Source organism: Microbacterium sp. AC145, assembly GCF_979258505.1.
On record NZ_OZ409859.1, the window covers coordinates 1,757,881 to 1,780,797 of the forward strand.

At 67.4% G+C, this 22,917-nt stretch carries 24 protein-coding genes; 10 read left to right on the top strand and 14 right to left on the bottom strand.

All coding sequences use genetic code 11. The features are described from left to right. The first annotated feature begins 43 nt into the window (after positions 1 to 43). A complete protein-coding gene (locus ACZZZN_RS08660; RefSeq protein ID WP_463504753.1) occupies positions 44 to 1,672 on the top strand; it encodes a SulP family inorganic anion transporter in 1,629 nt (542 codons plus the stop codon). Here the strand turns inward: ACZZZN_RS08660 and ACZZZN_RS08665 are convergent. Together ACZZZN_RS08665 and ACZZZN_RS08670 are read right to left on the bottom strand one after the other, a co-directional pair. Beyond that, a complete protein-coding gene (locus ACZZZN_RS08665) occupies positions 1,669 to 3,378 on the bottom strand; it encodes a SulP family inorganic anion transporter (RefSeq protein WP_463504754.1) in 1,710 nt (569 codons plus the stop codon). The genes ACZZZN_RS08660 and ACZZZN_RS08665 overlap by 4 nt on opposite strands. A 15-nt stretch (positions 3,379 to 3,393) precedes the next feature. Next, positions 3,394 to 4,023, bottom strand: coding sequence for a hypothetical protein (locus tag ACZZZN_RS08670; protein ID WP_463504755.1), 630 nt, complete (start codon positions 4,021 to 4,023; stop codon positions 3,394 to 3,396). A 145-nt stretch (positions 4,024 to 4,168) separates the two neighbouring features. Between ACZZZN_RS08670 and ACZZZN_RS08675 the strand changes: the two genes are divergently transcribed. Beyond that, positions 4,169 to 5,002 carry a mechanosensitive ion channel family protein gene (locus ACZZZN_RS08675; RefSeq protein ID WP_463504756.1) on the top strand — a complete coding sequence of 278 codons (834 nt, stop codon included), beginning with the start codon at positions 4,169 to 4,171 and terminating at the stop codon, positions 5,000 to 5,002. On the opposite strand, the gene ACZZZN_RS08680 is transcribed toward ACZZZN_RS08675, so the two are convergent. The 6 genes from ACZZZN_RS08680 to ACZZZN_RS08705 all read right to left on the bottom strand — a co-directional run bounded on the left by ACZZZN_RS08680 (position 4,999) and on the right by ACZZZN_RS08705 (position 10,777). Beyond that, positions 4,999 to 6,357: a coiled-coil domain-containing protein gene (locus tag ACZZZN_RS08680; RefSeq protein WP_463504757.1), complete on the bottom strand. Its 1,359-nt coding sequence runs from the start codon at positions 6,355 to 6,357 to the stop codon at positions 4,999 to 5,001. The genes ACZZZN_RS08675 and ACZZZN_RS08680 overlap by 4 nt on opposite strands. 25 nt (positions 6,358 to 6,382) lie before the next feature. Continuing rightward, on the bottom strand, positions 6,383 to 7,057 hold the full coding sequence (locus ACZZZN_RS08685) for a GAP family protein (RefSeq protein WP_463504758.1): 675 nt from the start codon (positions 7,055 to 7,057) through the stop codon (positions 6,383 to 6,385). Positions 7,058 to 7,082: 25 nt separating this feature from the next. Then, positions 7,083 to 7,439: an SHOCT domain-containing protein gene (locus ACZZZN_RS08690; RefSeq protein WP_463504759.1), complete on the bottom strand. Its 357-nt coding sequence runs from the start codon at positions 7,437 to 7,439 to the stop codon at positions 7,083 to 7,085. Between the two features lie 39 nt (positions 7,440 to 7,478). Continuing rightward, positions 7,479 to 7,871, bottom strand: a complete 393-nt coding sequence (locus ACZZZN_RS08695; RefSeq protein WP_463504760.1) for a DUF6325 family protein — start codon at positions 7,869 to 7,871, stop codon at positions 7,479 to 7,481. Next, a complete protein-coding gene (locus ACZZZN_RS08700; protein ID WP_463504761.1) occupies positions 7,864 to 9,537 on the bottom strand; it encodes a SulP family inorganic anion transporter in 1,674 nt (557 codons plus the stop codon). Before ACZZZN_RS08700 ends, ACZZZN_RS08695 begins: the two co-directional genes overlap by 8 nt. A 109-nt stretch (positions 9,538 to 9,646) precedes the next feature. Further along, the gene (locus ACZZZN_RS08705; RefSeq protein WP_463504762.1) at positions 9,647 to 10,777 is read right to left on the bottom strand and encodes an AI-2E family transporter; all 1,131 of its coding nucleotides are present in this window, start codon (positions 10,775 to 10,777) and stop codon (positions 9,647 to 9,649) included. A 130-nt stretch (positions 10,778 to 10,907) separates the two neighbouring features. On the opposite strand from ACZZZN_RS08705, the gene ACZZZN_RS08710 reads away from it, so the two are divergent. Beyond that, positions 10,908 to 11,294: an SHOCT domain-containing protein gene (locus ACZZZN_RS08710; protein ID WP_463504763.1), complete on the top strand. Its 387-nt coding sequence runs from the start codon at positions 10,908 to 10,910 to the stop codon at positions 11,292 to 11,294. 26 nt (positions 11,295 to 11,320) lie between these two features. Beyond that, complete coding sequence (locus ACZZZN_RS08715; RefSeq protein WP_463504764.1) at positions 11,321 to 11,743, top strand: DUF6325 family protein; 423 nt, start codon at positions 11,321 to 11,323, stop codon at positions 11,741 to 11,743. 11 nt (positions 11,744 to 11,754) lie between these two features. On the opposite strand, the gene ACZZZN_RS08720 is transcribed toward ACZZZN_RS08715, so the two are convergent. Beyond that, positions 11,755 to 12,924 carry a helix-turn-helix transcriptional regulator gene (locus tag ACZZZN_RS08720; RefSeq protein WP_463504765.1) on the bottom strand — a complete coding sequence of 390 codons (1,170 nt, stop codon included), beginning with the start codon at positions 12,922 to 12,924 and terminating at the stop codon, positions 11,755 to 11,757. Then, positions 12,891 to 14,204, bottom strand: coding sequence for a MalT transcriptional regulator family protein (locus ACZZZN_RS08725; protein ID WP_463504766.1), 1,314 nt, complete (start codon positions 14,202 to 14,204; stop codon positions 12,891 to 12,893). The genes ACZZZN_RS08720 and ACZZZN_RS08725 overlap by 34 nt, the downstream gene beginning before the upstream one ends. A 299-nt stretch (positions 14,205 to 14,503) precedes the next feature. On the opposite strand from ACZZZN_RS08725, the gene ACZZZN_RS08730 reads away from it, so the two are divergent. From ACZZZN_RS08730 to ACZZZN_RS08755, 6 genes are all read left to right on the top strand, one after another. Then, positions 14,504 to 15,217, top strand: coding sequence for a GAP family protein (locus ACZZZN_RS08730; protein WP_463504767.1), 714 nt, complete (start codon positions 14,504 to 14,506; stop codon positions 15,215 to 15,217). A 56-nt stretch (positions 15,218 to 15,273) separates the two neighbouring features. Next, the gene (locus ACZZZN_RS08735) at positions 15,274 to 17,616 is read left to right on the top strand and encodes an arylsulfatase (protein ID WP_463504768.1); all 2,343 of its coding nucleotides are present in this window, start codon (positions 15,274 to 15,276) and stop codon (positions 17,614 to 17,616) included. A 91-nt stretch (positions 17,617 to 17,707) separates the two neighbouring features. Further along, positions 17,708 to 17,989: a MarR family winged helix-turn-helix transcriptional regulator gene (locus ACZZZN_RS08740; protein ID WP_463504769.1), complete on the top strand. Its 282-nt coding sequence runs from the start codon at positions 17,708 to 17,710 to the stop codon at positions 17,987 to 17,989. Further along, positions 17,908 to 18,135, top strand: a complete 228-nt coding sequence (locus ACZZZN_RS08745; protein ID WP_463506570.1) for a transcriptional regulator, SarA/Rot family — start codon at positions 17,908 to 17,910, stop codon at positions 18,133 to 18,135. The genes ACZZZN_RS08740 and ACZZZN_RS08745 overlap by 82 nt, the downstream gene beginning before the upstream one ends. A gap of 25 nt (positions 18,136 to 18,160) precedes the next feature. Further along, a complete protein-coding gene (locus tag ACZZZN_RS08750) occupies positions 18,161 to 18,583 on the top strand; it encodes an organic hydroperoxide resistance protein (protein WP_463504770.1) in 423 nt (140 codons plus the stop codon). 49 nt (positions 18,584 to 18,632) lie between these two features. Further along, positions 18,633 to 19,613 carry a zinc-binding dehydrogenase gene (locus ACZZZN_RS08755; RefSeq protein WP_463504771.1) on the top strand — a complete coding sequence of 327 codons (981 nt, stop codon included), beginning with the start codon at positions 18,633 to 18,635 and terminating at the stop codon, positions 19,611 to 19,613. 92 nt (positions 19,614 to 19,705) lie between these two features. Here the strand turns inward: ACZZZN_RS08755 and ACZZZN_RS08760 are convergent, their stop codons facing one another. The 4 genes from ACZZZN_RS08760 to trmB are packed head-to-tail and all read right to left on the bottom strand — an operon-like array spanning position 19,706 to position 22,879. Then, a complete protein-coding gene (locus tag ACZZZN_RS08760; RefSeq protein WP_463504772.1) occupies positions 19,706 to 20,782 on the bottom strand; it encodes a DNA polymerase IV in 1,077 nt (358 codons plus the stop codon). A gap of 60 nt (positions 20,783 to 20,842) precedes the next feature. Continuing rightward, the gene (locus ACZZZN_RS08765; protein WP_463504773.1) at positions 20,843 to 21,235 is read right to left on the bottom strand and encodes a DUF1304 domain-containing protein; all 393 of its coding nucleotides are present in this window, start codon (positions 21,233 to 21,235) and stop codon (positions 20,843 to 20,845) included. A 28-nt stretch (positions 21,236 to 21,263) separates the two neighbouring features. Then, positions 21,264 to 22,157: a CPBP family intramembrane glutamic endopeptidase gene (locus ACZZZN_RS08770; protein WP_463504774.1), complete on the bottom strand. Its 894-nt coding sequence runs from the start codon at positions 22,155 to 22,157 to the stop codon at positions 21,264 to 21,266. Further along, positions 22,154 to 22,879 (bottom strand): tRNA (guanosine(46)-N7)-methyltransferase TrmB, encoded by a 726-nt coding sequence (gene trmB / locus ACZZZN_RS08775; protein WP_463504775.1) that lies wholly within the window; start codon positions 22,877 to 22,879, stop codon positions 22,154 to 22,156. The genes ACZZZN_RS08770 and trmB overlap by 4 nt, the downstream gene beginning before the upstream one ends. Positions 22,880 to 22,917 lie beyond the last annotated feature (38 nt).

Genomic DNA, 22,917 nt, shown 5'->3' on the forward strand with positions numbered 1-22,917 from the left:
ACACCATGATGAGCGCTCTGCTCGCCGATGCCAGCATGAGCACATGAGCGACCACGTCACCCGGCGCACCCCGCGTACCCTCCTGCCGAGCATGGCGGGATACCGTCGGGAGTGGCTCGTGCCCGACGTCATCGCCGGCCTCGCCGCCGGCGCGGTCGTGGTGCCGCAGGCGATGGCGTACGCGACCATCGCGAATCTGCCCGTTCAGGTGGGCCTCTACACCTGCATCATCCCGATGCTCGTCTACGCGCTGCTCGGTGGCTCCCGCGCGATGAGCGTGTCGACCACGTCGACCATCGCGACCCTCACGGCCACGACACTGGTGTCGGCATCGGTCGCGTCGAGTGCCGAGGATCCTGCCGGGAGCCTCATGACCCTCGCGATGCTGGTGGGTCTGCTGCTGGTGGGCGCGAGGATGCTGCGTTGGGGGTCACTGGTCGAGAACATCAGTGCGGCGACCATCCTGGGGGTGAAGATCGGCGTCGGCGGAACCGTCGCCGTGGGGCAGCTTCCCAAGCTTCTCGGTGAGACCTCCGAGGTGTCGGGAGAAGGGTTCTTCCGCACCATCGAGGCGGCAATCGCGGCCTCCGCGAGCATCAACCTGCCCACCGTCGCTCTCTCGGTCGGGAGCCTGATCGTGCTCCTCGTGCTGAAGCGGTTCGCACCCCGGATCCCGGGCACACTCGTGGTCGTCGTCGGCGGCATCATCCTGGTCGCCCTCGCCGATCTCGATGAGAGAGGCGTGGCACTGATCGACCCCGTCCCCTCGGGACTGCCGACGCCCGGCCTCCCCGACCTCACCCAGATCGGGGCGCTCCTGCCCGGCGCCCTCGCGATCGCGGTGATGGTGTTCCTCGAGACCGCCGCCGTCGCACGCAGCATGCGGCGCATGACCGAGCCCGCGATCGACGCCGACCAGGAGCTCGTGGCCGTGGGAGCTGCGAACCTCGCCGGTACCTTCTTCACCGTGCTCCCCGCAGCCGGCGGATTCTCGCAGAGCGCCGTCAACCGGGATGCCGGCGCGAAGACCCAGTTGGCCACTCTCGTCACGGTCGCGCTCGCGCTCGTGGTGGCCCTGTTCCTCGGCCCGGTCGTCTCGCTGCTCCCCCAGGCGACTCTCGCCGCGATGGTCTTCCTCGCGGTGGCCGGACTCATCGACATCCCGATGCTCGTGCGGTGGGCACGCATCAGCCCGACGGACTTCTGGATCGCCCTCCTCGTGGCTGTGCTCGGTCTGACCGTCGGGCTGCTGGCTGCGGTGGCCGCCGGTGTGGCGCTGACGCTCATCCTCGTGCTCCGAGAGCTCAACATCCCGAAGCTCGACATCGTCGGAGAACGCGACGGACGCATTGCGATCCACACCGTGCGCGGTCTCTACACCGCCAACGCTCTCGCGTGCGAGCGGGCCATCATCGAGATCGCGAGCAGCCGGCCGGAGCCGATCCAGGTGGTGATCCTCGATGCCCTGCGCCTCGACATCGTCACCATCACGGTGCTCGACACGCTCGAGGACCTCGATCGTGAACTGTCGTCGATGGGGATCGCCCTGCACATCGCCGCGCTTCCGGAGCGCGCCACCTCGGTGGCGGTCAAGACGGAGTGGTATCAGCGGATGATCGCCGAGGGCCGCGTGCACACGAGCGTCGACGAGGCATTCACCGCGACGGACTAGACCTCCTCGGGTCGTCCTGCATCGTCGAGTCGGCGGCGCGACACCTCGGCGAGCGCGTCCTGCAGCGCATCGCCGAGTCGGGGTTGCTCGACGAAGATGTTCTCCTCGCCGACGACGGCGCGCACGCCCGTCGACGCGAGCTGCGCCTGCACACGGGGTCCGACTCCCGCGACCATCAGGGTGGCGCCGGCCGCCGCGAGCTCCTGCGCATAGGTGCGGATCATCGTGAGGAAGGTGACCCCGAGCTCGTCTGTGCCACGAAGACGGATAATCACGAATGCTCCGGGGCTGCTGTGCTCGGCATCCGGCAGCTGCTGTCGGAACGAGGGCGCCGAGGCGAAGAAGAGACTGCCGTAGGGGGTCAGCACGACTGTGTCGCCGGGCTCGAGGGTCGCCGGCGGATCCTGCTCGATCGGACGCCCGTTCGGCTCGTCGAAGACCCACCGCCGCACCCGCACGCGATTCGACTGCCGAGCGATCTGCAGCACGACGGCGAGCCCGACCCCGGCGAGCACGGCGTACTGCAGAGGGATCAGGAGCGTGAGAGCGAAGGTGACGAGGAACACCGCGATCTGCACGGCGCCTGTCTTGAACACCATGATGATCTGGTGCGGCTTGACCGTTCTCACCCCGACCAGGATCAGCAGGCCCGCGAGCGCCGGCATCGCGATGTACCCGATGAGCGGTCCGAGCAGGATCATGCTGAGCACCATCACGACCGCGGCGATGAGGTTGCCTGCGGCGCTCTGGGCACCGGCCGCGCGCGAGAGGGCCGTCGCCGACATCGACCCCCCGACCGGGATGCCCTGGAGCATTCCGGTCGCGATGTTCGCGATGCCCTGTCCGCGGAAGTCCGCGGAGGCGTCGGGATATCGTCCGTCCGGGTTCGGCATGGATCCGGAGATGGCCGCTCCCTGCACGAGACCGACAAGCGCCAGCGACAGCGCGGGGACGATGAGGACGAAGAACGTCGACAGATCGGGCAGCGAGAGCGAAGGAAGACTGCGGCCTGCATCCGCCACGTCTGCGATCGTCGCGACCGCGCCGTCGGGCATCACCACGGCGAGCACGGATCCGACGACGATCGCGACGACCATCGATAGGGCACCGAGCGGAGTCCGCTCGAGCACGAGGATCAATCCGATCGTCACAGCGCCGACCAGGACCGACCACCAGCTGATCTGCAGCACATTGGCGACGATGTCGACCACCCTGAGCAGGCGAGCGTCGGCATCGCTGTCGAACCCCGTGAAGTTCTCCAGCTGGCTGAGCACGATGTTGACGGCGACCGCATTGACGAACCCGATCAGCACGGCGGTCGGGATGAAGCGGACGAGACTGCCCAGCCGCGCGATGCCGAGCACCAGCATCACGATGCCGGCCATGACGGTCAGCATCGCCATCGCCCCCATGCCGTCGTCGCCATGCACCTCGGGCACATCGGCGATGATCACCGCCATCGCCCCTGTCGCCTGCACCGACATGAAGACGGATCCTGTCGCGAGCGCGCCGGCGAAGGTCCCGACGATGTAGGCGTTCAGACCCATCACGGGGTTCACCCCGGCGAGCAGCCCCGACGCGAGACCGTCCGGCACGCTCTCGACGCCCAAGACGATTCCGGCCTTCAGATCGCTGAGGATGGTACGTCGTGAGCCGAATCGACGCCGATAGCGCAGCCAGCGCTGTCGCATCTCCGCCCTCGTCATGTGCAGAGCCCGGGATCAGATCTTGATCGGGAAGGTCAGCAGGATCACGAACCCGACGAGGGCTATCACACCGCTCAGTGCGAGGAAGGTCCTGCGACGCCACACTGCGCTCTGGTGCTGCGACAACGCGGCGAAGAACAACACCAGTGCGAACAGCACCGTCAGCAGGGAGTAGTCGTCCCCGCGCTGATTGTTGGCGAGAGCCTCCTCGAACTTCGCATCCGCCCGCGCATTGAGTTCTTCCGCCTCTGTCGTGCCCGGGGGCACGTACTCCTCCATCACGAACGGTCCCTGAGCTGACCGGTCTTCGGCGTTCCACGCATCGAAGGCGACCGCGAACTCGGGACTGAAACGTTGTTCGATGAAATGCACCAGCTCCTGCCTGCCGTCCGCCTCCGCCAGCACCCACTCCGTGTAGATCGTGAGGTCGTACTGCCGAGCGGCCTGCGCTGTCGACTCCGCCGACGCCGCCTGCACCCGCGCGCTCGACGCCTGGCTGAAGGCGATCGACATCTCGCCGCCCCACTTCGACGCCTCGAAGCCGCACCACGCGGTGATGACCGCGGTGACCGAGAGCAGCACGACCGTGACGACGTCGAGGATCCGTGTGGCTCTCGTGCGTTCAGGTGTCGAATCGTCCGTCATGCGCCCATCTTCGACGCGAATCGCGAACGAATGCGCGAATGCTCACCCGCCACGGGTGACCGACGCGCTGCGGACGAGCATGTCTGCGGCACCCTGAACTCATGAGACGGAGCAGCATCGCCGCATCGCCGTGTGTGGTGCACCGGTGAGCATCGACGACCTCTTCCCCGGTGGCATCACGACCTTGCAGGTCGTGATGGCCATCCTGGCGGTCCTCATCGGCTGGCTGGCCTCGCATTTCGCGCGTAAGGGCGTGCTGAAGCTCGCCGCGCGCACCCCGGGAATCACCGACTCGGTCGCACAGCTCGCCGCCCGATTCACCCAGTACATGCTGCTGCTCGTCGGAATCGGCGTGGGCCTGGCCTTCCTGGGCGCGAACGTGCAGCCGCTGCTCGCGATGACGGCGATCGCCGTGGTCGTGCTCATCCTCATCCTGCGCGGTGTCGCCGACAACTTCGCGGCGGGGGTGCTGATCCAGTCTCGCCAGCCTCTCAAGCTCGGAGAGGAGATCAGCGTCGAGGGGCCGGAGGGACCGGTCCGCGGCATCGTCATCGAGCTCACCGGCCGCTCGGTCATCATGACCACTTCCGACGGCCGCACGGCCCATGTGCCCAACGCGACCCTGCTCTCCGAGGTGCTGATCAACGACTCTCGCCACGGCGCGCGTCGAAGCACCGTGCAGGTGCGGATCGCTCGCACGCCCGATCATCAGCTCGACGAGGTCATCGCGCTGCTGACCGAGACGACCGCGACCGTGCAGGGGGTGCACTCGCGCGAGCACGTCACCGTGCTCGTCGGGTCGGTGTCCCCGACCCGGTGGGTTCTCGAGGTGCGGTTCTGGCATCACCCGCTGCACGGCGTCGAGGTGCTCTCCGACTCTGTGGCCACTGTGTCGGCAGCGTTGGAGGCAGCAGGCCTGGATGCCGTCGTCACCGACAACCCGGGCGCCCCGCCCCTGACCGCCGCGGATCCGCTCTAGCTCACCGCCTCCGGTGCCCTGTCCGGCTCGGCCACCTCATCCGATCCCGGTTGCTGTGCAGGCGCCGCGTGCTCTTCCTGTTCCTGCGGTCGTCGCAGCAGCTCGACGAGGATCGCGAGGACGAGCAGGCTCACTCCCGCTCCGACGACAGCCCCGAAGGAGACCGGCCTGGATGCGATCAGCAGAGCCATCACCACCAGCACACCGACGATGAAGATCGGCCCGCTGAAGCGATCGACGCCGCGGCCGAACGCGCCCGTCGTCACCCCTCGTCGCTCCGCCGCTCTTCGTATGGCCGAGAACCCGCTCTCGACCAGCCCTCTGAAGGCGACGGCCGTTCGACCGGACCCCGCAAGCCACGCCCAGATCGCGACGAGCACGCCGACGAGCGCGAGGGCGGCGATCGTCCCCGCGAGCAGAGAGGTCAGCTGTTCGAACAGCGCGGTCGCGGCCGCGGCCGGCATGATCGAAGGGCTCACGGCGCGGATGAACACGCCGCGACCGATCCCCATCCCCGCCGTGAGAAGCAGGAACACGAGTGCGAAGCCGGCGCTCGTCCAGAAGAGCGCCCGCGGACGATCGCGCATCAGCAGCACGCCGGCGATGAGCAGGCCCAGCACGAGCCAGGGCAGCCAGAAGCCGCCGATGTCCGCGACCCGGTAGACCGTGCGCACCAGCACGAGGGCATCCGCCTGGGCGATCGGAATCGATCTGTCGATCTCGGGGATGACCTCGGCCAGGCCGATGCCCCGCTCAGACATCGCCTCCTTGACGCGGTCGATCACGACGCCGAGCTCGATCGTGACCGCGCCGTCGTCACCGAGCTGCACGGCCGTTCCGGGATCGTTCTGCAGGATGGCCGTGGCTCGTTCATGCGTGAACCGCAGAGACTGCGTCCAGATGTCGGCGAACTGGTCGGAACGCACCACGTCGTTCACGACGCCGTCGATGAGCGAGATCGCGCCGTTCGCAGCGGGTCCCTCGAGCAGGGTGAGCGCCGTGTCGGCCCGGGGTGGAAGCCCCAGAGACCGGATCCCGTCGAACACCTCGCCGACCACCGCCGAGATGTCGACCTGTTCATCTATCGCAGCGGTCACCTGGTCGGCGACGAAATCCTGAACGTCGGGGTCGGACGCGAGCGGCGCGAACGTCGCGACGAATCGCTCGGTGTCGACCAGCTGCAGCCGAGCCCACGTTCCCATCGCCGCGACCGGCGCGAGGACCACCGCCAGCACGAGGAGGATCGCGCCGACGACGCTCTTCCCTCGGAATCGCCGCGTCTTCACCGTGCGGAGTTCGTCGTTCTCTCGCTCGAGCGCCGCCAGGCGTTCGCGGAGCTCATCCAGTTCACTCATCCGAGCCTCCTCCGTGTCGCATCGCTCACCCGAACGCGGCGATGCCCTTACCGATGATGACGACGCCCAGCACGAGCAGGAGAACGGTCATGATCACCGCGTTCTCTGCCTGCAGCCAGTCCCGCATCCGTCCGAGCGGCGTCCTCAGCCTGTCGGATGCGACCAGATACCCGACCACCGGGATCAATACGGTCGACGACGCGAGCACCGTGTAGATCACCACGACGATGACCATGTCGCCGACGCCTATCCCCGCGCTGCCCAGAGTGACGCCGGCGCTCGCCCCCAGCAGCAGATTCTTCGGGTTGAGCGCGGCGAGCAGCAGCCCGAGGCCGAGCGCCGCGAAGAACGTCATCCCGTCGATCTGCGCCATCCACTTGGGCATCTCGGGATGTGCGCCCGGCTTCGGCCGTCCGCGCCATTGGCGCGCCGCCATGAGCAGCATCAGCACACCGAGAACGAGCTGCACCACACCGAGGATCGGCGAGGCGCCGTCGTCGGACTGGTCGGGAAGGATCGATGAGAGCGCCACGAAGAGCACGGCCACGATCACGATCCCCCCGAGCCATCCGACGAGAAACCCGACTCCCGTCGAGCGCGCACGAGGAGACATCAGCATCAGGATGCCGGCGATCACCGGCAACGGGCTGATGGCGATGCCCACCGCGAGCGGCAGCAGCTGCCCGATCACCTGGCCCATGAATGCTCTCCTCGGTCCGGATCCTCTAGCTCAACAGCTTCTGTTTCGCAGCGGCGAACTCGTCATCCGAGAGCACACCGGAATCATGCAGCGACGCGAGCTGCTGGAGCTTGGCGATCAGGTCGTCCCCGCCGGGGGCCGCTGCGGGTGCAGGCGCGGCAGGTGCGGGCGCCGCATACTGCGCAGCGGCACTCTGTGCGGCCGCATCGATCTGCGCCTGCTGCTGAGCGGCTTCGTACTGCTGCTGCTCGTACTGCCCTTCCGCCTTCTGCTGCTGGTGACGCATCGATGCTCCGGACACCGCGGATGCGGTCCCCGCCACCACTGCTGTTCTCGCGGCGAGTCCGATGAGTCCCGGACGGCCGAATCTTCTCAGAGGCATGTCACTCTCCTTCCTGTTCGAGGATGTCCATCATGGCGTTCACGACGGGAGCGGGGACGCGGTCGGTCCGCAGCACCTGTCCCCCGCCGTCGCGAGCTTCTCGGCCAGCGTCCGCGCGAACGCGAGCTCGAGCACGACGATGGCAGCCGAGCTCCCCGGGGGCACGGTCTCGGCGAGCATCTCGATGTCCTCGTCGCCGGCCAGTCCGGCTGCGAGCGGCTCGAGTTCGTTGAGGCCGGGAAGATCTCCTTCTTCAAGGTCGAAGATCTCGATCTCGCCGTCGTCGGACTTGGCGAGGACGACGATGTCGAGCAACCGCACCGTCCCCGCGCTCATGAGGTCGTCCAGTGCTCCGAAGATGCTCGGATCCGGATGCCTCCCCTCGAACCCGACGAGGTAGTACTCCACGGGTCCGTAGCGGAAATCATTCATCTCGTGTTCCTCTCTCTGACGGTGCGCGCTCGCTGAGCTCTTCGATCGCCGCACGATTGGTGTCGAAGACCCTCTGGTCGTCGAGGATCCCCAGCCTCGTGAGGCGATCTTCGGCCGAGGCGCGCAGACGACTGAACGACACGGTCACGTCGTGGGATCGCATGGATTCCATGAGGCTCTCGAACGATTCCGCCGCCGTCACGTCGGCGTCGGTGACCGCTTCCATGTCGATGACGAGGTGTCTCACGGCTCCCGGTCCCGGGGCTTCGACGGCCGAGCGCACCGCAGTCGCGAAGGCATCCGCGTTCGCGAAGAAGAGCGGCGCCGCCATGCGTACGACGACGATCCCCGGTGCTGTCATCGCGCCCGGCTGGGCGGCGTCGAGCAGCGATGCCGTGGGCCGATCGTCGTCGGCGAGCACGTCGATGGCCGGGCTCGACGCGCGGCGCGCCAGGTTGATGAGAGCGAGCACGAAGGCGATCAGGATGCCGGGGATCGACCCCACGAACAGGGTCACGAGGAAGCACACGGCACCGATGGCGAACTCGAAGCGATCGATCCGCCAGAGGGCAGCGAACTCCTTGATGCCCAGCAGCGGGAGGATCGCCACCCCGACGATGGCCCCGATGGCCGGCGACGGGATGTCCTCGAGGAGCCCGGTGCCGAACAGCAGGAGCAGCAGGGTGCCGGCGGCGAGCACCAGCGAGGGCAGCTGTGTGCGCGAGCCCGACTGATCCATCGCGGCGGTGCGGCTGGTCGACGACCCCACGGCGAAGCTGCCCTGCGCACCCGCGGCGATGTTCGCGACCCCGAACGCGAGCAGGTCGCGATTGGGCGACGTGCGGTAATGCCTCTTCTCGCCGTACGAGCGGGAGACCAGCAGCCCCTCGGCCGTCGTCACGAGGGTCAGCGCCATCGCAGACGGCACGAGCAGCAGCCAGGTCTGCCAGTCGAGCATGGGCCAGGTCAGCGTCGGCGCTCCAGCGGGCACTTCGCCGAGAACGGCGACGCCGCGATCGGCGAGACCGGTGGCGAGCACCAGCACTGTGGCGACCACCATCACGACGAGCGCCCAGGGCACCGCGCTCAGCAGGCGTCGTCCGAAGACGAGCACGGCCACGGAGGCCACGGAGATCGCGAGCGACCACGGATTCGTGGTTGCGAGTCCGCCGATGAGCCCGGCCACCTTGTCGACGAACTCTCCACCGGAATCGATCGAGACACCGAGCATCTTGGCGATCTGCGAGACGAGGATGTCGAGAGCGAGGCCACCGACGAACCCGACCAGGATCGGCTTCGAGAGGAAGTTCGCGAGGAACCCCAGTTTGAAGACGGCGAGCAGCACGAACATGACGCCGCAGATGATCGCCTGCGCGAGAGCCATGGTGGCGTAGTCATCGGACCCGGCCGCGGCGAGCCCGCCGATCGACGATGCGACCAGCGCAGCCGCTGCCGCATCCGGTGAAGCCACGAGCTGTCTGGAGGACACGACGAGCACATAGACGATCGTCGGCACCACGAGGGCGTAGAGTCCGGCGGTCGGAGGCAAGCCTGCGATCTGCGCATAGCCGATGTTCAGCGGGATGGCGATCGCGAGAAGCGTGACACCGGCGAGCAGTTCACGCACGAGATTGTGGCGAGTGACGCCGGCCAGCGGTCTCTGCACCTCGTCACCTCCGTGCTCGCGCCCTCATCTGCGGGACGATGTGCCCATGCTGGCATCGGCGCTGCGGGGCGTACGTCGCCGCTCACCCCAAGCGGGTGAAGCGCGCTGATCACTCCAGCGGCGCCGCGGTCTCGCTGTCTCGGCGCGGTATCCACACCTGACGGATGACGATCAGGATCGACGCCGTGATCGGGATCGCGACCAGCGCGCCGAGGAGGCCCAGCAGCGTCGCGCCGATCATCGCGCCGATGATCACGAGCACGCTCGGCACCGCGGCCGCTCGGCCCATCACCCTCGGTGTGACGATGTAGGCCTCGATCTGGATGTAGGCGAAATACGCGATGACGAAGATCAATGCGGCGATCGGGCTGACGAAGAGAGTCGCCACTCCTCCGATCACGAGAAAGACCAGCGAACCGATCATCGGCACGAGCGTGACGAAGAACGCGACGATGGCCAGCACCACGGGAGCGGGCGAACCGACGGCGAGCTGGAGGACGAGCACCACGGCCGCATTGATGGACGACAGCGTCACTCCTCCGGCCACCACTGCGCCCACAGACGAGGTCACCTCGTCGAGCAGTCTCGAGAAGGTGTCCCTCCGGTAGGCGGGCACGAGCCGAGCGGCCGACTCCTTGATGCTCTCGAGAGAGGCGACGAAGTAGAGCGTGAGCACCGCGACCATCACGAAGCTCGACACCGCTCCGATGACGCCGAAGCCTGCTTTGAGGACTCCGCCAGAGATGGTCAGGAACGACGACAGGGTCGTGAGCGATGCGAGCCCCTCCGCGATGACGGCCGACAGATCGACTCCGAGACTGCGCTCGAGATCGAGGTACCACTCGCTCTGCTGCATCGATTCGACCGTCTCCGGGGCGCTCGCCACCACTGCTGCGAGCTGCCGAACGGTCGCGGGTACGACGACGATCAGGATGACGACGACGAGGAGGAGGAACGCGACCGCGACGATCGCGACGCCGATCGGCCTACGCACGCCGCGACGCTCCAGTGCCCGTACCGCTGGGTCGAGGCCCAAAGCGAGAAAGGCGCCGAGGAAGATCGACATCAGCACCGTCGAGATGCCCGCGATCGTCGCCGCGAGCGCGAGGGCGAGGACAACGCCGAGTGTGACCACGAAACCGGAACGGAGCGGATGAGCCGGAAGCACACGCCACAGGCTTCCCCACCTCGATGGAGTCGGCGCCTCCGTCGGCGGATCCGGCACACGCGTCTCGTCCATGCGGGGACTGTAGCGAGACGTCAGCATGGCACGCGGTGTCAGCTCGCCCCGTCCGGGTGAGGTGCCGACGAATTCGACGATCCGCGGTGCCAATATCACCAGGGACAAAACTCAACGAGAGGAGTCTGCTGTGTCCATATGGGATAGCTTCTGGGCCATCATCTGGTGGTTCTTCTGGGCTTTCGTGTTCATCTCCTACCTGATGGTGCTCTTCAACATCGTCGCCGACCTCTTCCGCGACCACGCGCTGAACGGATGGCTGAAGGCGCTGTGGATCATCTTCCTCGTCTTCGTGCCCTTCCTCACGGCGCTCGTGTACCTGATCGCCCGCGGCAAGGGCATGGGCGAGAGGACGGCGTCGTCGATGCAGGCGCAGCAGCATGCGGCGGACAGCTACATCCGCAGCGTCGCAGGCAGCAGTCCGAGCGACGAGATCGACAAGGCCGCCAAGCTTCTGGCGTCCGGAACGATCACCGAGGCGGAGTTCGCGTCCATCAAGGCGCGGGCCCTGGCCTGACGACTGTGACTGGGGTGGTCGGAGCGATGCCTCGCGAACTCGGGGATGTGCAGATCCTCGTCGTGAGGATCGGCACCGACCGCCCCAGTCCTGCGCTGCTCGAATCGCTGTTGCGTCAGGTCGAGGGCAGCACGCTTCATCTTCTGGACTTCTTCCTCCTGCACCGCCGCACAGCCAAGGGATACGACCTGACGGAGGTGGACGAGGCGGAGTTCGCACTCGCCGGACTGTCGCTCCAGGTGCCAGGACTCATCGGCACCGACGATGCTCGCCGCATCGCGATGGACCTTCCGCTCGATTCGTGGGCAGCTGTCGTGCTGGTGGAGCCGATGTGGTTCACCCGCCTGTCCACAGACCTGGCGAGACTCGGGCACCCGCTGATCGACACCTTCGCCGTATCGGCCCCGCAAGCCAACGCCGTCTGGGACCGCGCGCGCCGTCGACGCTGACGCGGGTTCCGTCACAACGTGGTTCGTACGGCCTCGCGCCGCGACGACACCCCCAGCTTGCGATAGATCGACCGCTGGTGGGTCTTCACCGTGTTGATCGAGAGGCCCAACTCGCGCGCCACCTCGGGCAGGGTCCGAGAGGTCTGCAGCTGTCGGAACACGTCTTTCTCCCGATCCGACAAGGATTCGGCGAGCGCCCCGACGGCATCCGACGCGAGGCATCGCCCGATGAAGTCCTCGAACTCGGTGCCATGGTGCACGTGTTCGCTCAGCAGCCGCCGCACAGCGGTCTCGCGGTGCCCGAACGGCAGACGGATGTTCTCGCCCGATGCGACGGCGACCGCCGCCTCGCAGAGGTCGTGAGCCGTGTCGTGATCGCCTGCATGGCGACGCATCACCGCAGCAGTGATCAGGGTCGATGACTTGACGTACGACACCTCGGCGAAGATCCGCATCGCCCGCAGCATCTCCAGCGCCGCGGCGTAGTCGCCTCCCCTCCGGAGCACTCCGGCGAGCGCGACGCCGATGACGGGGAGATCCGGGATCGGCAGATGTCGACGGGCGATTCGCAGAGCACGTTCGCCGTTGCCCACCGCCTCCTCGAGCAACGCGATGGCGGACTCACGGAACACCGGCCAGGCGACACCGTGCAGCGTCTCGAGGGGGATGTCCTGGATGCCGATCGCCGCTCGCCGGCACGCGGCGGTGTCGGCTCCCTCCGCGGCGGAATACGCCAGCATCATGCGGGCGATCGCCGTGAAGGAGGGATCGTGCCCGCCGCCGAGGAGCACGGACTCGAACTGCCGCACCGCCTCACCGGTCTCCCCCGCCCAGTATGAGACGAATCCGGCCGCAGCGGCGGTGCTGCCCCCCGCGTATCCGACACCGGCCCGCAGCGTGGCGCCCGGCGCATCGATGCGCGCCAGCACTGTCGCAGCATCTCTGAAGCGCCCGGCCCAGGTCTGTCCGAAGGCGAGGTGCCCGAGTGATCGCTTCCACAGTCCGATGTCGCCCGATGCCTCGATCTCTCTGGCCGCGGCCGCGAAGTACTCGGTGGGCAGCGTCGGATTGGTGGGATAGCGGATCTCCGACCAGCCGATCAGATAGTTGACCGCTGCGCGATCGCCCAGGAGCGCGTCGGATGTCGTCAGCAGGGAGCGCAGAGTGGCGGCCGCCGACATGGCGTGCTCACGGTCATCGGCGACGAACAGCTGTGCGATCGCGAGGGTCGTGGAGCATCCTCCCCCGCACTCGAGTGCGTCGCCTCGGCGCGGTCGAGAAGCTCACGGGCGAGGTGGTGCTCCCCCAGCACATCCGTCGCGCAGGCCCGCACCGCGAGGATCTCGGCGTCGTCAGGGAAATGCCCCAGGAGAGCGGTGGAGACCCGCTCGACCTCTGCCGCGCACGCCCCCATGACCAGGCGCATCCACTGCCTCATGAACGTGACCCTCGCCTGGGTCGGCTGTTCTGCGAGCAGGGAGTGCGAGACCGATGCCAGCGGGTCGCTCGCCTCCAGGAACCGCGCCATGCGGCCGTGAACCTCAGAGAATCGACGAGGATCCTTGCGCGCGATCTCGACGCACTGACGTGCAAACGATCCGTGCCAGCGGTACACGAGCCCCTGCGGGCTGTCGAACCGATCGAGGAACAGTCCGAGCCTCACGCACTCGTCGAGCATCGAGCCTGCGTCGGCGCGCCCCGTCGCCGCGGCAGCGAGCTCGGGTGTGAGCTCGCGGCAGATGGCGGCGTCGAGCACGAACTCGACGGTCTCACGGGGAAGAGCGCTCAGCACATGGTCACGCACGTAGTCGCCCAGGAACGCCGACGCGGTCGTCGCATCCGACGACGGGCGGGCACCGCCGATCGCCATGAGCTTGACGGCGATGGGCCACCCGTGGGTCTCCTGCAGAATCGTCTCGGCGTCGAGACCATCCGCGCCGACACCCTCGAGCTGATCGATCTCGGCCCGGGTGAAGCGGAGCAGGTCGGCGCCGACGAACGCCCCGGGATCCGTCACACGCTCACGCGACAGGGTGATGTCGAGCAGAGTCGTTCCGACCAGCACGAGGCGCAGGTTGTCCGGCGGCTGCTCGGCGAGCATCCCGAGCAGACCGTCGCGCCAGTGCTCGCCCGCACGCTGGGCGTCGTCCACGACGAGATGCACGATCCCGTCGATGCCATCGAGACCATCGCAGATCTCGGCGTAGGCACGCAGCGGGTCAGCAGGACCCCGGGTGAGGAAGCGGGGCCGGCCCGCCCGCTCGCCGCCGACGATCAGCGCATCGACCACTCCCTGCGCCAGCACACCCGCGTCGGCATCGGCCGCGGTGAGCGCGAGCCAGTCGACACCGACACTGCCAGAAGCCCATTCGGCGACCGCAGTGGTCTTGCCGTAGCCACTCGGCGCGCTGACGACGGTGAGATGCCTTCCGCTCGACGCGTCGACCAGCGCGTCGGTCACCCGCTCGCGTCGTAGACCTCCCGGTTGTCGTTCCGGCGGGCGGAATCGCACAGCGGGCATAGGACGAGACAGGCGCGTGGGGGAGGCCATGCGCTCAACATAGCGATGGCCGGTATATCGGACAAGAGGTGCTTTTCAGCCATTGCGGCAAAGGGTGGGAGCGTTTCCACGTCGACTCGATGCGAAGGCCCTCACCCGCATGGGGTGAGCGACCCACCGCCGGCGACGTCGACGGTGCACTCTGAGATCAGCACACCGGATCATGCACAGGGGGTTCTCGATGACGGAGGAGGGCGGCCATGGGTGAGCTGCTGATCACCCTCATCCCCGTCGCGCTCGGGGTCGTGCTGAGTCCGCTCGCGATCATGGCCCTGGTGGCTGTGCTGCTCTCCCGTCGCGCGCGGGCGAACGGCATCGCGTTCCTGATCGGCTGGGTGGTGGGTCTCGCAGGTCTGCTGACGTTGGCGCTCTGGCTTTTCGGCGTCTTCGAGGTGCACGGCCTTCGCGAACCCCCGCTCTGGGTGCCGATCCTTCGCCTGGTCATCGGCCTGTTCCTCATCGGCGCCGCCGTCTGGGTCTACCGCAAGGGCGCCGTGCGCATCCGACAGATGGCAGCCGCATCGTCGCCCCAACAGGTCGTCGCTGCCGCCCCGCAGCTGCCGGGGTGGTTGCATGCGGTCGAGACGTTCCGACCGGTGCGCACCGGGTTCCTCGGACTCGCGCTCTTCGTGCTCAATCCGGTCGATGCATCCTGCGCCATCATCGCGGCGCTCGACATCTCGCTCGCCCAGATCGGCGGCGATGCCGTCTGGGTCGCCCTCGCCTTCATCGTCGTCGGCACGTTGCCGATCGCCGTTCCGGTGATCTATGTCGCCGTCCGCGGCGAGAACTCGCAACCGATGCTCGACTCGGCCCGCCGATGGGTGGCCGGCAACACCCATGTGATGAACGCCGCGCTGCTCCTGGTGATCGGGGCGCTTCAGTTGCAGAAGGCACTTTCGGCGCTGCTGTGACCAGTTTTTCAGACCGCTCGGGATCACCGCGTTCCCGTGACATGAAGGAGGCAGAGATGGTCCGTGATTTCCAAGGGAAGATCGAGCTCGACGTCCGCGATTCGCAGGCGGACTGGGATGCGTTCCTGCCCACCGCACCGCCACAGGGCTCGCCGAACGTGCTGGTCGTCCTCTACGACGACACCGGCATGGCGGCCTGGTCGCCGTACGGCGGCAGGATCAACATGCCCACGATGGACCGCCTCGCGCAGAACGGTCTGACGTACTCGCAGTGGCACACCACGGCGCTCTGTTCCCCCACCCGCTCGACGTTCCTCACGGGTCGCAACCACCATCAGAACGGATTCGCGACGATCTCCGAGTCGTCGACCGGATTCCCCGGATACAACTCGCACATCCCCGACTCGAACGCGACCATGGCGCACGTCCTCCGTGACGCCGGGTGGGCGACGTTCTGGGTGGGCAAGAACCACAACGTGCCGATCGACGAGTGGACGGCCGGCGCCTCGAAGAAGCACTGGCCGCTGGCGCAGGGGTACGACCGCTTCTACGGATTCATCGGCGGCGAGACGAACAACTGGTATCCCTCCCTCGCCGAGGACAACCACTACATCGATCAGCCCTACCTCCCCGAGCAGGGCTATCACCTCTCGAAGGACCTCGCCGATCAGGCACTGACGATGATCCGGGACGTCAAGCAGACCGAACCCGACAAGCCCTGGTACATGTGGTTCTGCCCTGGCGCCAACCACGCTCCGCACCACGCGCCCGAAGAGTACATCGACAAGTACAAGGGACAGTTCGACGACGGCTACGAGGCGTACCGGGAGTGGGTGCTCGCCCGGATGATCGAGCGGGGCATCCTGCCCGACGACACCGACCTCACCTCTCTGAACCCGATGCCGGACGGCACCTTCAATCCCACCGACGAAGTGCGTCCGTGGGATTCGCTGAACGACGAGGAGAAGGCGATGTTCTCGCGGATGGCAGAGGTCTACGCGGGCTTCAGCGAGTACACCGACGCGCAGGTGGGTCGCATCGTGGACTACCTCGAGGAATCGGGTCAGCTCGACAACACGCTGATCCTGTACTGCGCCGACAACGGCGCCTCGGGGGAAGGCAGCCCGAACGGCTCGGTCAACGAGGGGAAGATCTTCGGCGGGTACCCCGACGACGAGGCGGAGAACCTGCGGATGGTCGACAAGCTCGGCTCGCCCGAGACGTACAACCACTACCCCACCGGCTGGGCGGCGGCATTCTCCACGCCCTACAAGATGTTCAAGCGCTACACGTACCAGGGCGGTGTCTGCGATCCTCTGGTCATCCACTGGCCGGCCGGAATGCGGGCGCGCGGAGAGGTACGGCACCAGTATCACCACTCGACCGACATCGTGCCGACCATCCTCGAGGCGTGCGGCGTCGAGTTCCCCGACGTCTACAACGGCGTCGGCCAGACGCCATTGGCGGGGGTGTCGATGAAGTACTCGTTCGACGCGGCACCGGACGGCCCGACCGAGAAGCACACGCAGTACTACGAGATGCTCGGACAGCGAGGCATCTGGCACGACGGCTGGAAGGCCGTCGCCGTGCACGGCCCCATGGCGGGCACGAGCGGATTCGAGAACGACGAGTGGGAGCTGTACCACACGGATGTCGACCGCGCCGAGGCCGTGAACCTCGCCGCCGAGCATCCGGACCGGCTCGAGGAGCTCAAGGCACTCTGGATGGAGGAGGCGAAGGCGAACGACGTCCTCCCGCTCAACGACCTGCAGATCATCGGCAACCCGAAGGACTTCGAGACGTTCGTGGCGATGGAGTTCCATCAGCCGGCGCCGCCGTCCGGACGTTTCGTCTACTACCCGGGCACGACCGAGGTGCCCGAGAGATCTGCGGCGAACACGCACAACGTGTCGTACAAGATCGCCGCAGAGATCGAGTTCACGCCCGAGACCGAGGGCGTCATCTTCGCTCACGGATCACGGTTCGGCGGACACGCGCTCGTGGTGAAGGACGGCGAGGTGCACTATCTGTACAACTTCCTCGGAATCCCGCCGGAAGACCGCGTCTCGGCGCCGGCGCCGACCTCGGGGAGGCACATCGTCGGCGTCGAGTTCATCAAGGAGGGCATGGGCGAGCACCGCGAGGGTGTCGGACCGGTGAAGCTCTACATCGACGAGGAGCAGGTCGGAGAGAAGCGCATCCGCACCGTGCTCGGACACTTCTCGCTCTGCGGTGAGGGCCTGACGATCGGACGCGACAGCGCCGACCCCGTCTCGTTGCTGTACGGCTACGGCTTCGACTTCACCGGCGGAGAGATCGCCCAGGTCGTGTTCGACATCGCCGATGACGCCTATCTCGACCTCGAGGCGCATCTCGCCGCCGCGATGGCCAGAGACTGACGACGCGCGCGCACCCGGGATCTCGATTCCGGGTGCGCGCTCTCCGGGCGATTCGATTGTGCACAACCTAATCGCGTGCAATACTTATGTCATGGCCGTGACCGATGAGATGGTGTGCTTCTCGCTGTACTCCGCCGCCCGCGCGACGACGCAGGCGTACCGCTCTCTCCTCGCACCCTGGGGACTGACCTACCCGCAGTACCTCGTGCTCGCCATCCTCTGGATGGAGGGCGAGCAGACGATCGGTTCGCTGGGCGATGCCATGCAACTCGACTCCGGCACGCTCTCCCCCTGGTCCGCCGTCTCGAGCAGGCGGGCTACGTCGCACGAGCCCGCAGCTCGGCAGACGAGCGCGTCGTCACGGTGGGCGTGACCGAGGCGGGCGCCGCCTTGCGCTCGGAGGTCGCTCCGGTCCACACGACGATCGCCGCCCTCGCCGGCATGCAGGACGACGACCAGCGTCACCGCCTGATCACCGAGCTGCAGCAGCTCACCGCACGCCTGCAGCACGCCGATTGACCCCAACCCGGAAGGAGTCCACACGATGGACGCTCTCTACACCGCCGAAGCACTCGCCACCGGAGCAGGCCGAAACGGCCGCGTCACCACGGGCGAGGGGCGACTCGACCTCGACCTCGCCATCCCTAAGGAGATGGGCGGCAGCGGCGACGGCGCGAATCCCGAGCAGCTGTTCGCCGCCGGCTACGCCGCATGCTTCCACTCCGCACTGCAGAGCGTCGCCCGCTCGCAGAAGGTGAAGATCACCGATTCGTCGGTCGGCGCGCGCGTGCAGATCGGCTCGAACGGTGACGGCGGCTTCGGCCTGGCCGTGCAGCTCGAGGTCGTCATCCCCGACCTGCCTCACGAGCAGGCCCAGTCGCTCGCAGATGCCGCCCACCAGGTCTGCCCGTACTCCAACGCGACGCGAGGCAACATCGACGTCACGATCACGGTCTCCGACGACTGACCTGATCCACACCCGCATCCCCCACGACCGATCCCACAAGGAGAACATCATGCGCGCCCTCACCCACGACACCTTCGGCGATCCCGAGCAGGTCCTCACCGTTTCCGAGCGTCCGACTCCGGAGCCTGGGCCCGGCCAGGTGCGGCTGAAGATCGTCCTCTCCCCCATCCACAATCACGACCTGTGGACCATCCGTGGCACGTACGGCTTCAAGCCCGAACTCCCGGGCGCATCCTCGGGCACCGAGGCACTCGGCATCGTGGATGCACTGGGTGACGGCGTCGAGAACCTGACCGTCGGTCAGCGCGTCGCCACCGGCGGCACGTTCGGCGCGTGGGCGGAGTACGTGGTCGCGAACGCCGCCGGCCTCATCCCCGTTCCCGACTCGCTCAGCGACGAGAGCGCCGCGCAGCTCGTCTCGATGCCGTTCAGCACCATCAGCCTGCTGCAGTTCCTGGGAGCTGCAGAGGGCGACTGGATCGTGCAGAACGCGGCCAACGGCGCCGTGGGCCGCATGCTCGCCCAGCTGGGCGCTGCGCGTGGTGTGAACGTTATCGGACTCGTGCGCCGCGCGGCAGGCGTCGACGAGCTCCGCGAGCAGGGCATCGACAACGTCGTGGCCACCGACCATGACGACTGGCGCGAGCAGGTGGCGCAGCTGACCGGTGGCGCACACATCGCCTTCGGCATCGACTCAGTGGGCGGATCCTCGGCGGGCGACATCCTCTCGCTCCTGGGCGAGGGCGGCACGCTCGTCGCCTTCGGTGCGATGAACTCCCCCACGATGGAGATCGCCTCGGGCGACGTCATCTTCAAGCAGGCCACTGTGAAGGGCTTCTGGGGCAGCAAGGTCATCCAGACGATGGATGCCGCCACCCGTGGCGCCCTGTTCGGCGAGCTGATCCAGCGTGTGAGCGATGGCACCCTCACGCTGCCGGTCGCGGGTGTCTTCGATGCGGCCGACGCTGCAGACGCCGTGCGCGCCAGCAACACCGCGGGCCGCGTGGGCAAGGTGCTCCTGAAGTTCTGACGTGGCACGGCCGCCAGGGCGGGCCTCCCGCTCGCCCTGGTGGTGTCTGTCGGAGACATGCGGCGCGCAAGCGTGATGCCCGGCCACTCGGCTCAGATCCTCCCGCGCACAGGCGTGCGTTCTGTCGAGTCACCGCCGTCCGGCATCGCCATGTCGGCGCGGACGCCGAGCAGTCGCACCTCGCGGTCTCGATCGAGTGCGATGCCGAGCGCCCGAGCGGCATCGATGACCGCTGATCGCTCGGTCGTCGGCTGAGACAGCTTCCGACCGAACGTCCTCGTCTCGAACGGCGCATATCGCACCTTCAGATGCACGCGAACGACCGGGCGCCCTTCGGCGGCGCAGTCGTCGAAGGCGTGCCCCGCCAGATCCGTCAGAGCATCCTGCACCTCTGCCGGTGTCGTGAGGTTCTGCTGATAGGTCGTCTCGCGGCTGTGACTCCGAGCCACCCACGGAGTGCTGTCGACCACGGCCGGGCCGATTCCCGACCCGAGTCCGTGATACCAGACGCCCATCCGAGGTCCGAACTCGGCGATCAGCAGGTCCTCATCAGCGTCCGCGAGTTCGCGAACCGAGACGATGCCATGTGTGGCGAGCCGCTTCTGCACCTTCGGCCCCACTCCCCACAAGTCGCGGGTGGACTTGTCGCCCATCACCTCGAACCAGTTCTCTTCGGTGAGGCGGAAGATACCGCGCGGCTTGCCGAACTCGGTGGCGATCTTCGCCCGCACCCTGTTGTCGCCGATGCCGACCGAGCAGTGCAGCGCGGTCGCCTCGAGCACTGCGGCCTGAGCAGCGCGTGCCACTGCCTCAGGGTCACCCGTCGTCACGCCCAGGAAGCACTCGTCCCAGCCGATCACCTCGACCACGACTCCGGGCACCGTGCGCAGCGCCGACATCACCTCCGCTGAGGCGGACTCGTACGCCTCGTGGTCGACAGGCAGGAACACCGCATCGTCCGGAGCCTTGCGCGCGGCGATCTTCAACGGCATCCCTGATCCGATTCCGAACTCTCGCGCCCGATACGACGCCGTCGAGACGACGGCCCTCTCGGTGGGATCTCCGCGACCACCCACGATCACCGGGCGTCCCGCGAGTTCTGGCCTGCGCAGCACCTCGACCGCAGCGATGAACTGATCCATGTCCACGTGCAGCACCCAGTCGGCCATGCAACGAGTGTGGCCGGTGTCGCTCGAGTTGTCACCCCCGCGACGGAGCCGTCGTGCGTCTCAGCCGATCGATACGCCGATCGCGGTCGCTATCACGGCCAGCAGCGGCAGCGTGCCCTGCATCGCCGCCGCCCGCAGCTTCGACGAGTCGGAGAGCACCAGCACGAGCGCAGCCGCCAGCATCATGCCCGTGCCCGCGAAGACGAGCGTCAGTCCGATGGTCGAGAGACCGACGATCACGAGGCCCACACCGAGCAGCGCCGTGAGCGCCAAGAAGAGGTTGTAGAAGCCCTGGTTGAACGCGAGAGCCTTCATCGTGACCGCATCCGCCTCGCTGGCGACGCCGAAGATCTTCCTCGTCTCGGGCTCGGTCCACTTCAGCGATTCGAGCGCGAAGATGAAGACGTGGAACGCGGCGGCGGCCGCGGCGAGAACGAGTCCGACGATGAGCATGTCTCGATCGTATCGGCGCCGCGACCCGTCAGATCAGGAAGATCGGCAGCAGCCCAGGATTGTGGGCGTGCACGAGCACCGCGAAGACGACCGCATCGAAGAGCAGATGAACCGTCACGACATAGGCGAGCGAGTGCGTGCGCATGAAGATGAACCCCTGCAGCAACGCGAACGGGATCGTCAGCAGCGGGCCCCACTCGCGGTAGCCGAGTTCCCACAGGAACGAGACGAACACGATCATCTGCAGCACGTTGGCGAGCGCGTCGGGGAAGTGTCGGCGAAGCAGGGCGAAGACGGTGCAGATGAAGAACAACTCGTCCCAGATGCCGACCGCCCCCACTCCCACGAACAGTCGCGCGATGAGATCCGGAGAGTCGACCACGGGCCAGTTCTGGTAGACGCCGCTGGTGATGAAGTAGAACGGCAGGATCAGCCATCCCAGCACCAGCACCGCGACCAACCACCCCCACTGCAGGCGACCCCAACGACGATGCGCACGCCAGGGGAAGCTGATCGCGCGGTCACGGAAGACGAACCGCGACACCGCGTACGGCACCGCGACCGCGCCACCCAGAGCGAGCGTGAACCGCAGCATGGCGAGATTGTCGAGCTCTGCGGCGAGCGGGATGACGCTGACGATCAGCATGCCCAGCGCGATCAGCGAGAGATCGCGGGCGAGAGAAGGGCGACGGTCGAGACCATCTACCCGGGCGGTCTCAAGGCGGGCGCCCATGCTCGCCGTCTGATCGGGCACGAGAGTCTGGCGGCGCTCGATCAGCCAGGCGCTCCCGACACCGAGCGCGAGCAGCGCCCAGCCGAGCCACGGGATCTGCGCCACGAAGAACGTCGGCGCGGCGGCGCAGACGAGCAGCGCCGCGACGACAGCCGGTGTGGTCACCGGCGTGCGCTGCGCAGTGATCACGCGCGCGACTTCCGCCGATAGACGAGGTCGCGGATGTCGCGCCCCTTCGCGATCCCCTTGCGCTCGAACGCCGTCATCACGCGGCCGTCGAACCTGTCGGCCCAGACGCCGTCGAATGCGCGCTCGAACAGGGGATCGGCGTCGAGCACGTCACGCATCTGCAGGGCGTAGTCCTCCCAGTCGGTGGCGAGGCGCAGAAGGCCTCCGTCGCGGAGGGCGCGGGCGGCAGTGTCACCGAAACCCTGGCGGACGAGACGACGCTTGGTGTGCTTCTTCTTGTGCCAGGGGTCGGGGAAGAAGATCCAGACCTCGGCGGCTGCGGCCTCGGGCAGGTAAGAGGAAAGCACCTCCGGGGCGTTGGCCTCGACGACGCGCAGGTTTCGGGCTCCCTCTCGATCGGCGTCGAGCATCGTGCGGGCAAGGCCTGCACGGAAGACCTCGACGGCGAGGAAGTCGTCATCCGGCCGCGTCGAGGCGGCCGACACGATCGCGTGACCCTGGCCCGAGCCGATCTCGACGTACAGGTCGGCATCCCGCCCGTACTCCGCCGCCGGATCGAGACGTGCTTCCGGGTGCACAGACGTCCAGGCGACGTCTCGCGGGACATCGAGCAGGTAGTGCGGACCCAGCTCGTCGAAGGCGCGCTCCTGAGCGTCGGACATCCGGCCGCTGCGGCGCACGAACGACACCGGTTCGTCACGGAAGGTGCGGGGTTCGGGCATGCTTCCAGGGTAGTCGGCGGCGTCCCGGGCCACCGACC

Coding starts and splice junctions, on each gene's coding strand:
- ACZZZN_RS08660 (WP_463504753.1), top strand. CDS start 44: ATGAGCGACCACGTCACCCGGCGCACCCCGCGTACCCTCCTGCCGAGC.
- ACZZZN_RS08665 (WP_463504754.1), bottom strand. CDS start 3,378: ATGACGAGGGCGGAGATGCGACAGCGCTGGCTGCGCTATCGGCGTCGA.
- ACZZZN_RS08670 (WP_463504755.1), bottom strand. CDS start 4,023: ATGACGGACGATTCGACACCTGAACGCACGAGAGCCACACGGATCCTC.
- ACZZZN_RS08680 (WP_463504757.1), bottom strand. CDS start 6,357: ATGAGTGAACTGGATGAGCTCCGCGAACGCCTGGCGGCGCTCGAGCGA.
- ACZZZN_RS08685 (WP_463504758.1), bottom strand. CDS start 7,057: ATGGGCCAGGTGATCGGGCAGCTGCTGCCGCTCGCGGTGGGCATCGCC.
- ACZZZN_RS08690 (WP_463504759.1), bottom strand. CDS start 7,439: ATGCCTCTGAGAAGATTCGGCCGTCCGGGACTCATCGGACTCGCCGCG.
- ACZZZN_RS08695 (WP_463504760.1), bottom strand. CDS start 7,871: ATGAATGATTTCCGCTACGGACCCGTGGAGTACTACCTCGTCGGGTTC.
- ACZZZN_RS08705 (WP_463504762.1), bottom strand. CDS start 10,777: ATGGACGAGACGCGTGTGCCGGATCCGCCGACGGAGGCGCCGACTCCA.
- ACZZZN_RS08715 (WP_463504764.1), top strand. CDS start 11,321: ATGCCTCGCGAACTCGGGGATGTGCAGATCCTCGTCGTGAGGATCGGC.
- ACZZZN_RS08720 (WP_463504765.1), bottom strand. CDS start 12,924: ATGTCGGCGGCCGCCACTCTGCGCTCCCTGCTGACGACATCCGACGCG.
- ACZZZN_RS08730 (WP_463504767.1), top strand. CDS start 14,504: ATGGGTGAGCTGCTGATCACCCTCATCCCCGTCGCGCTCGGGGTCGTG.
- ACZZZN_RS08735 (WP_463504768.1), top strand. CDS start 15,274: ATGGTCCGTGATTTCCAAGGGAAGATCGAGCTCGACGTCCGCGATTCG.
- ACZZZN_RS08740 (WP_463504769.1), top strand. CDS start 17,708: ATGGCCGTGACCGATGAGATGGTGTGCTTCTCGCTGTACTCCGCCGCC.
- ACZZZN_RS08750 (WP_463504770.1), top strand. CDS start 18,161: ATGGACGCTCTCTACACCGCCGAAGCACTCGCCACCGGAGCAGGCCGA.
- ACZZZN_RS08755 (WP_463504771.1), top strand. CDS start 18,633: ATGCGCGCCCTCACCCACGACACCTTCGGCGATCCCGAGCAGGTCCTC.
- ACZZZN_RS08760 (WP_463504772.1), bottom strand. CDS start 20,782: ATGGCCGACTGGGTGCTGCACGTGGACATGGATCAGTTCATCGCTGCG.
- ACZZZN_RS08765 (WP_463504773.1), bottom strand. CDS start 21,235: ATGCTCATCGTCGGACTCGTTCTCGCCGCGGCCGCCGCCGCGTTCCAC.
- trmB (WP_463504775.1), bottom strand. CDS start 22,879: ATGCCCGAACCCCGCACCTTCCGTGACGAACCGGTGTCGTTCGTGCGC.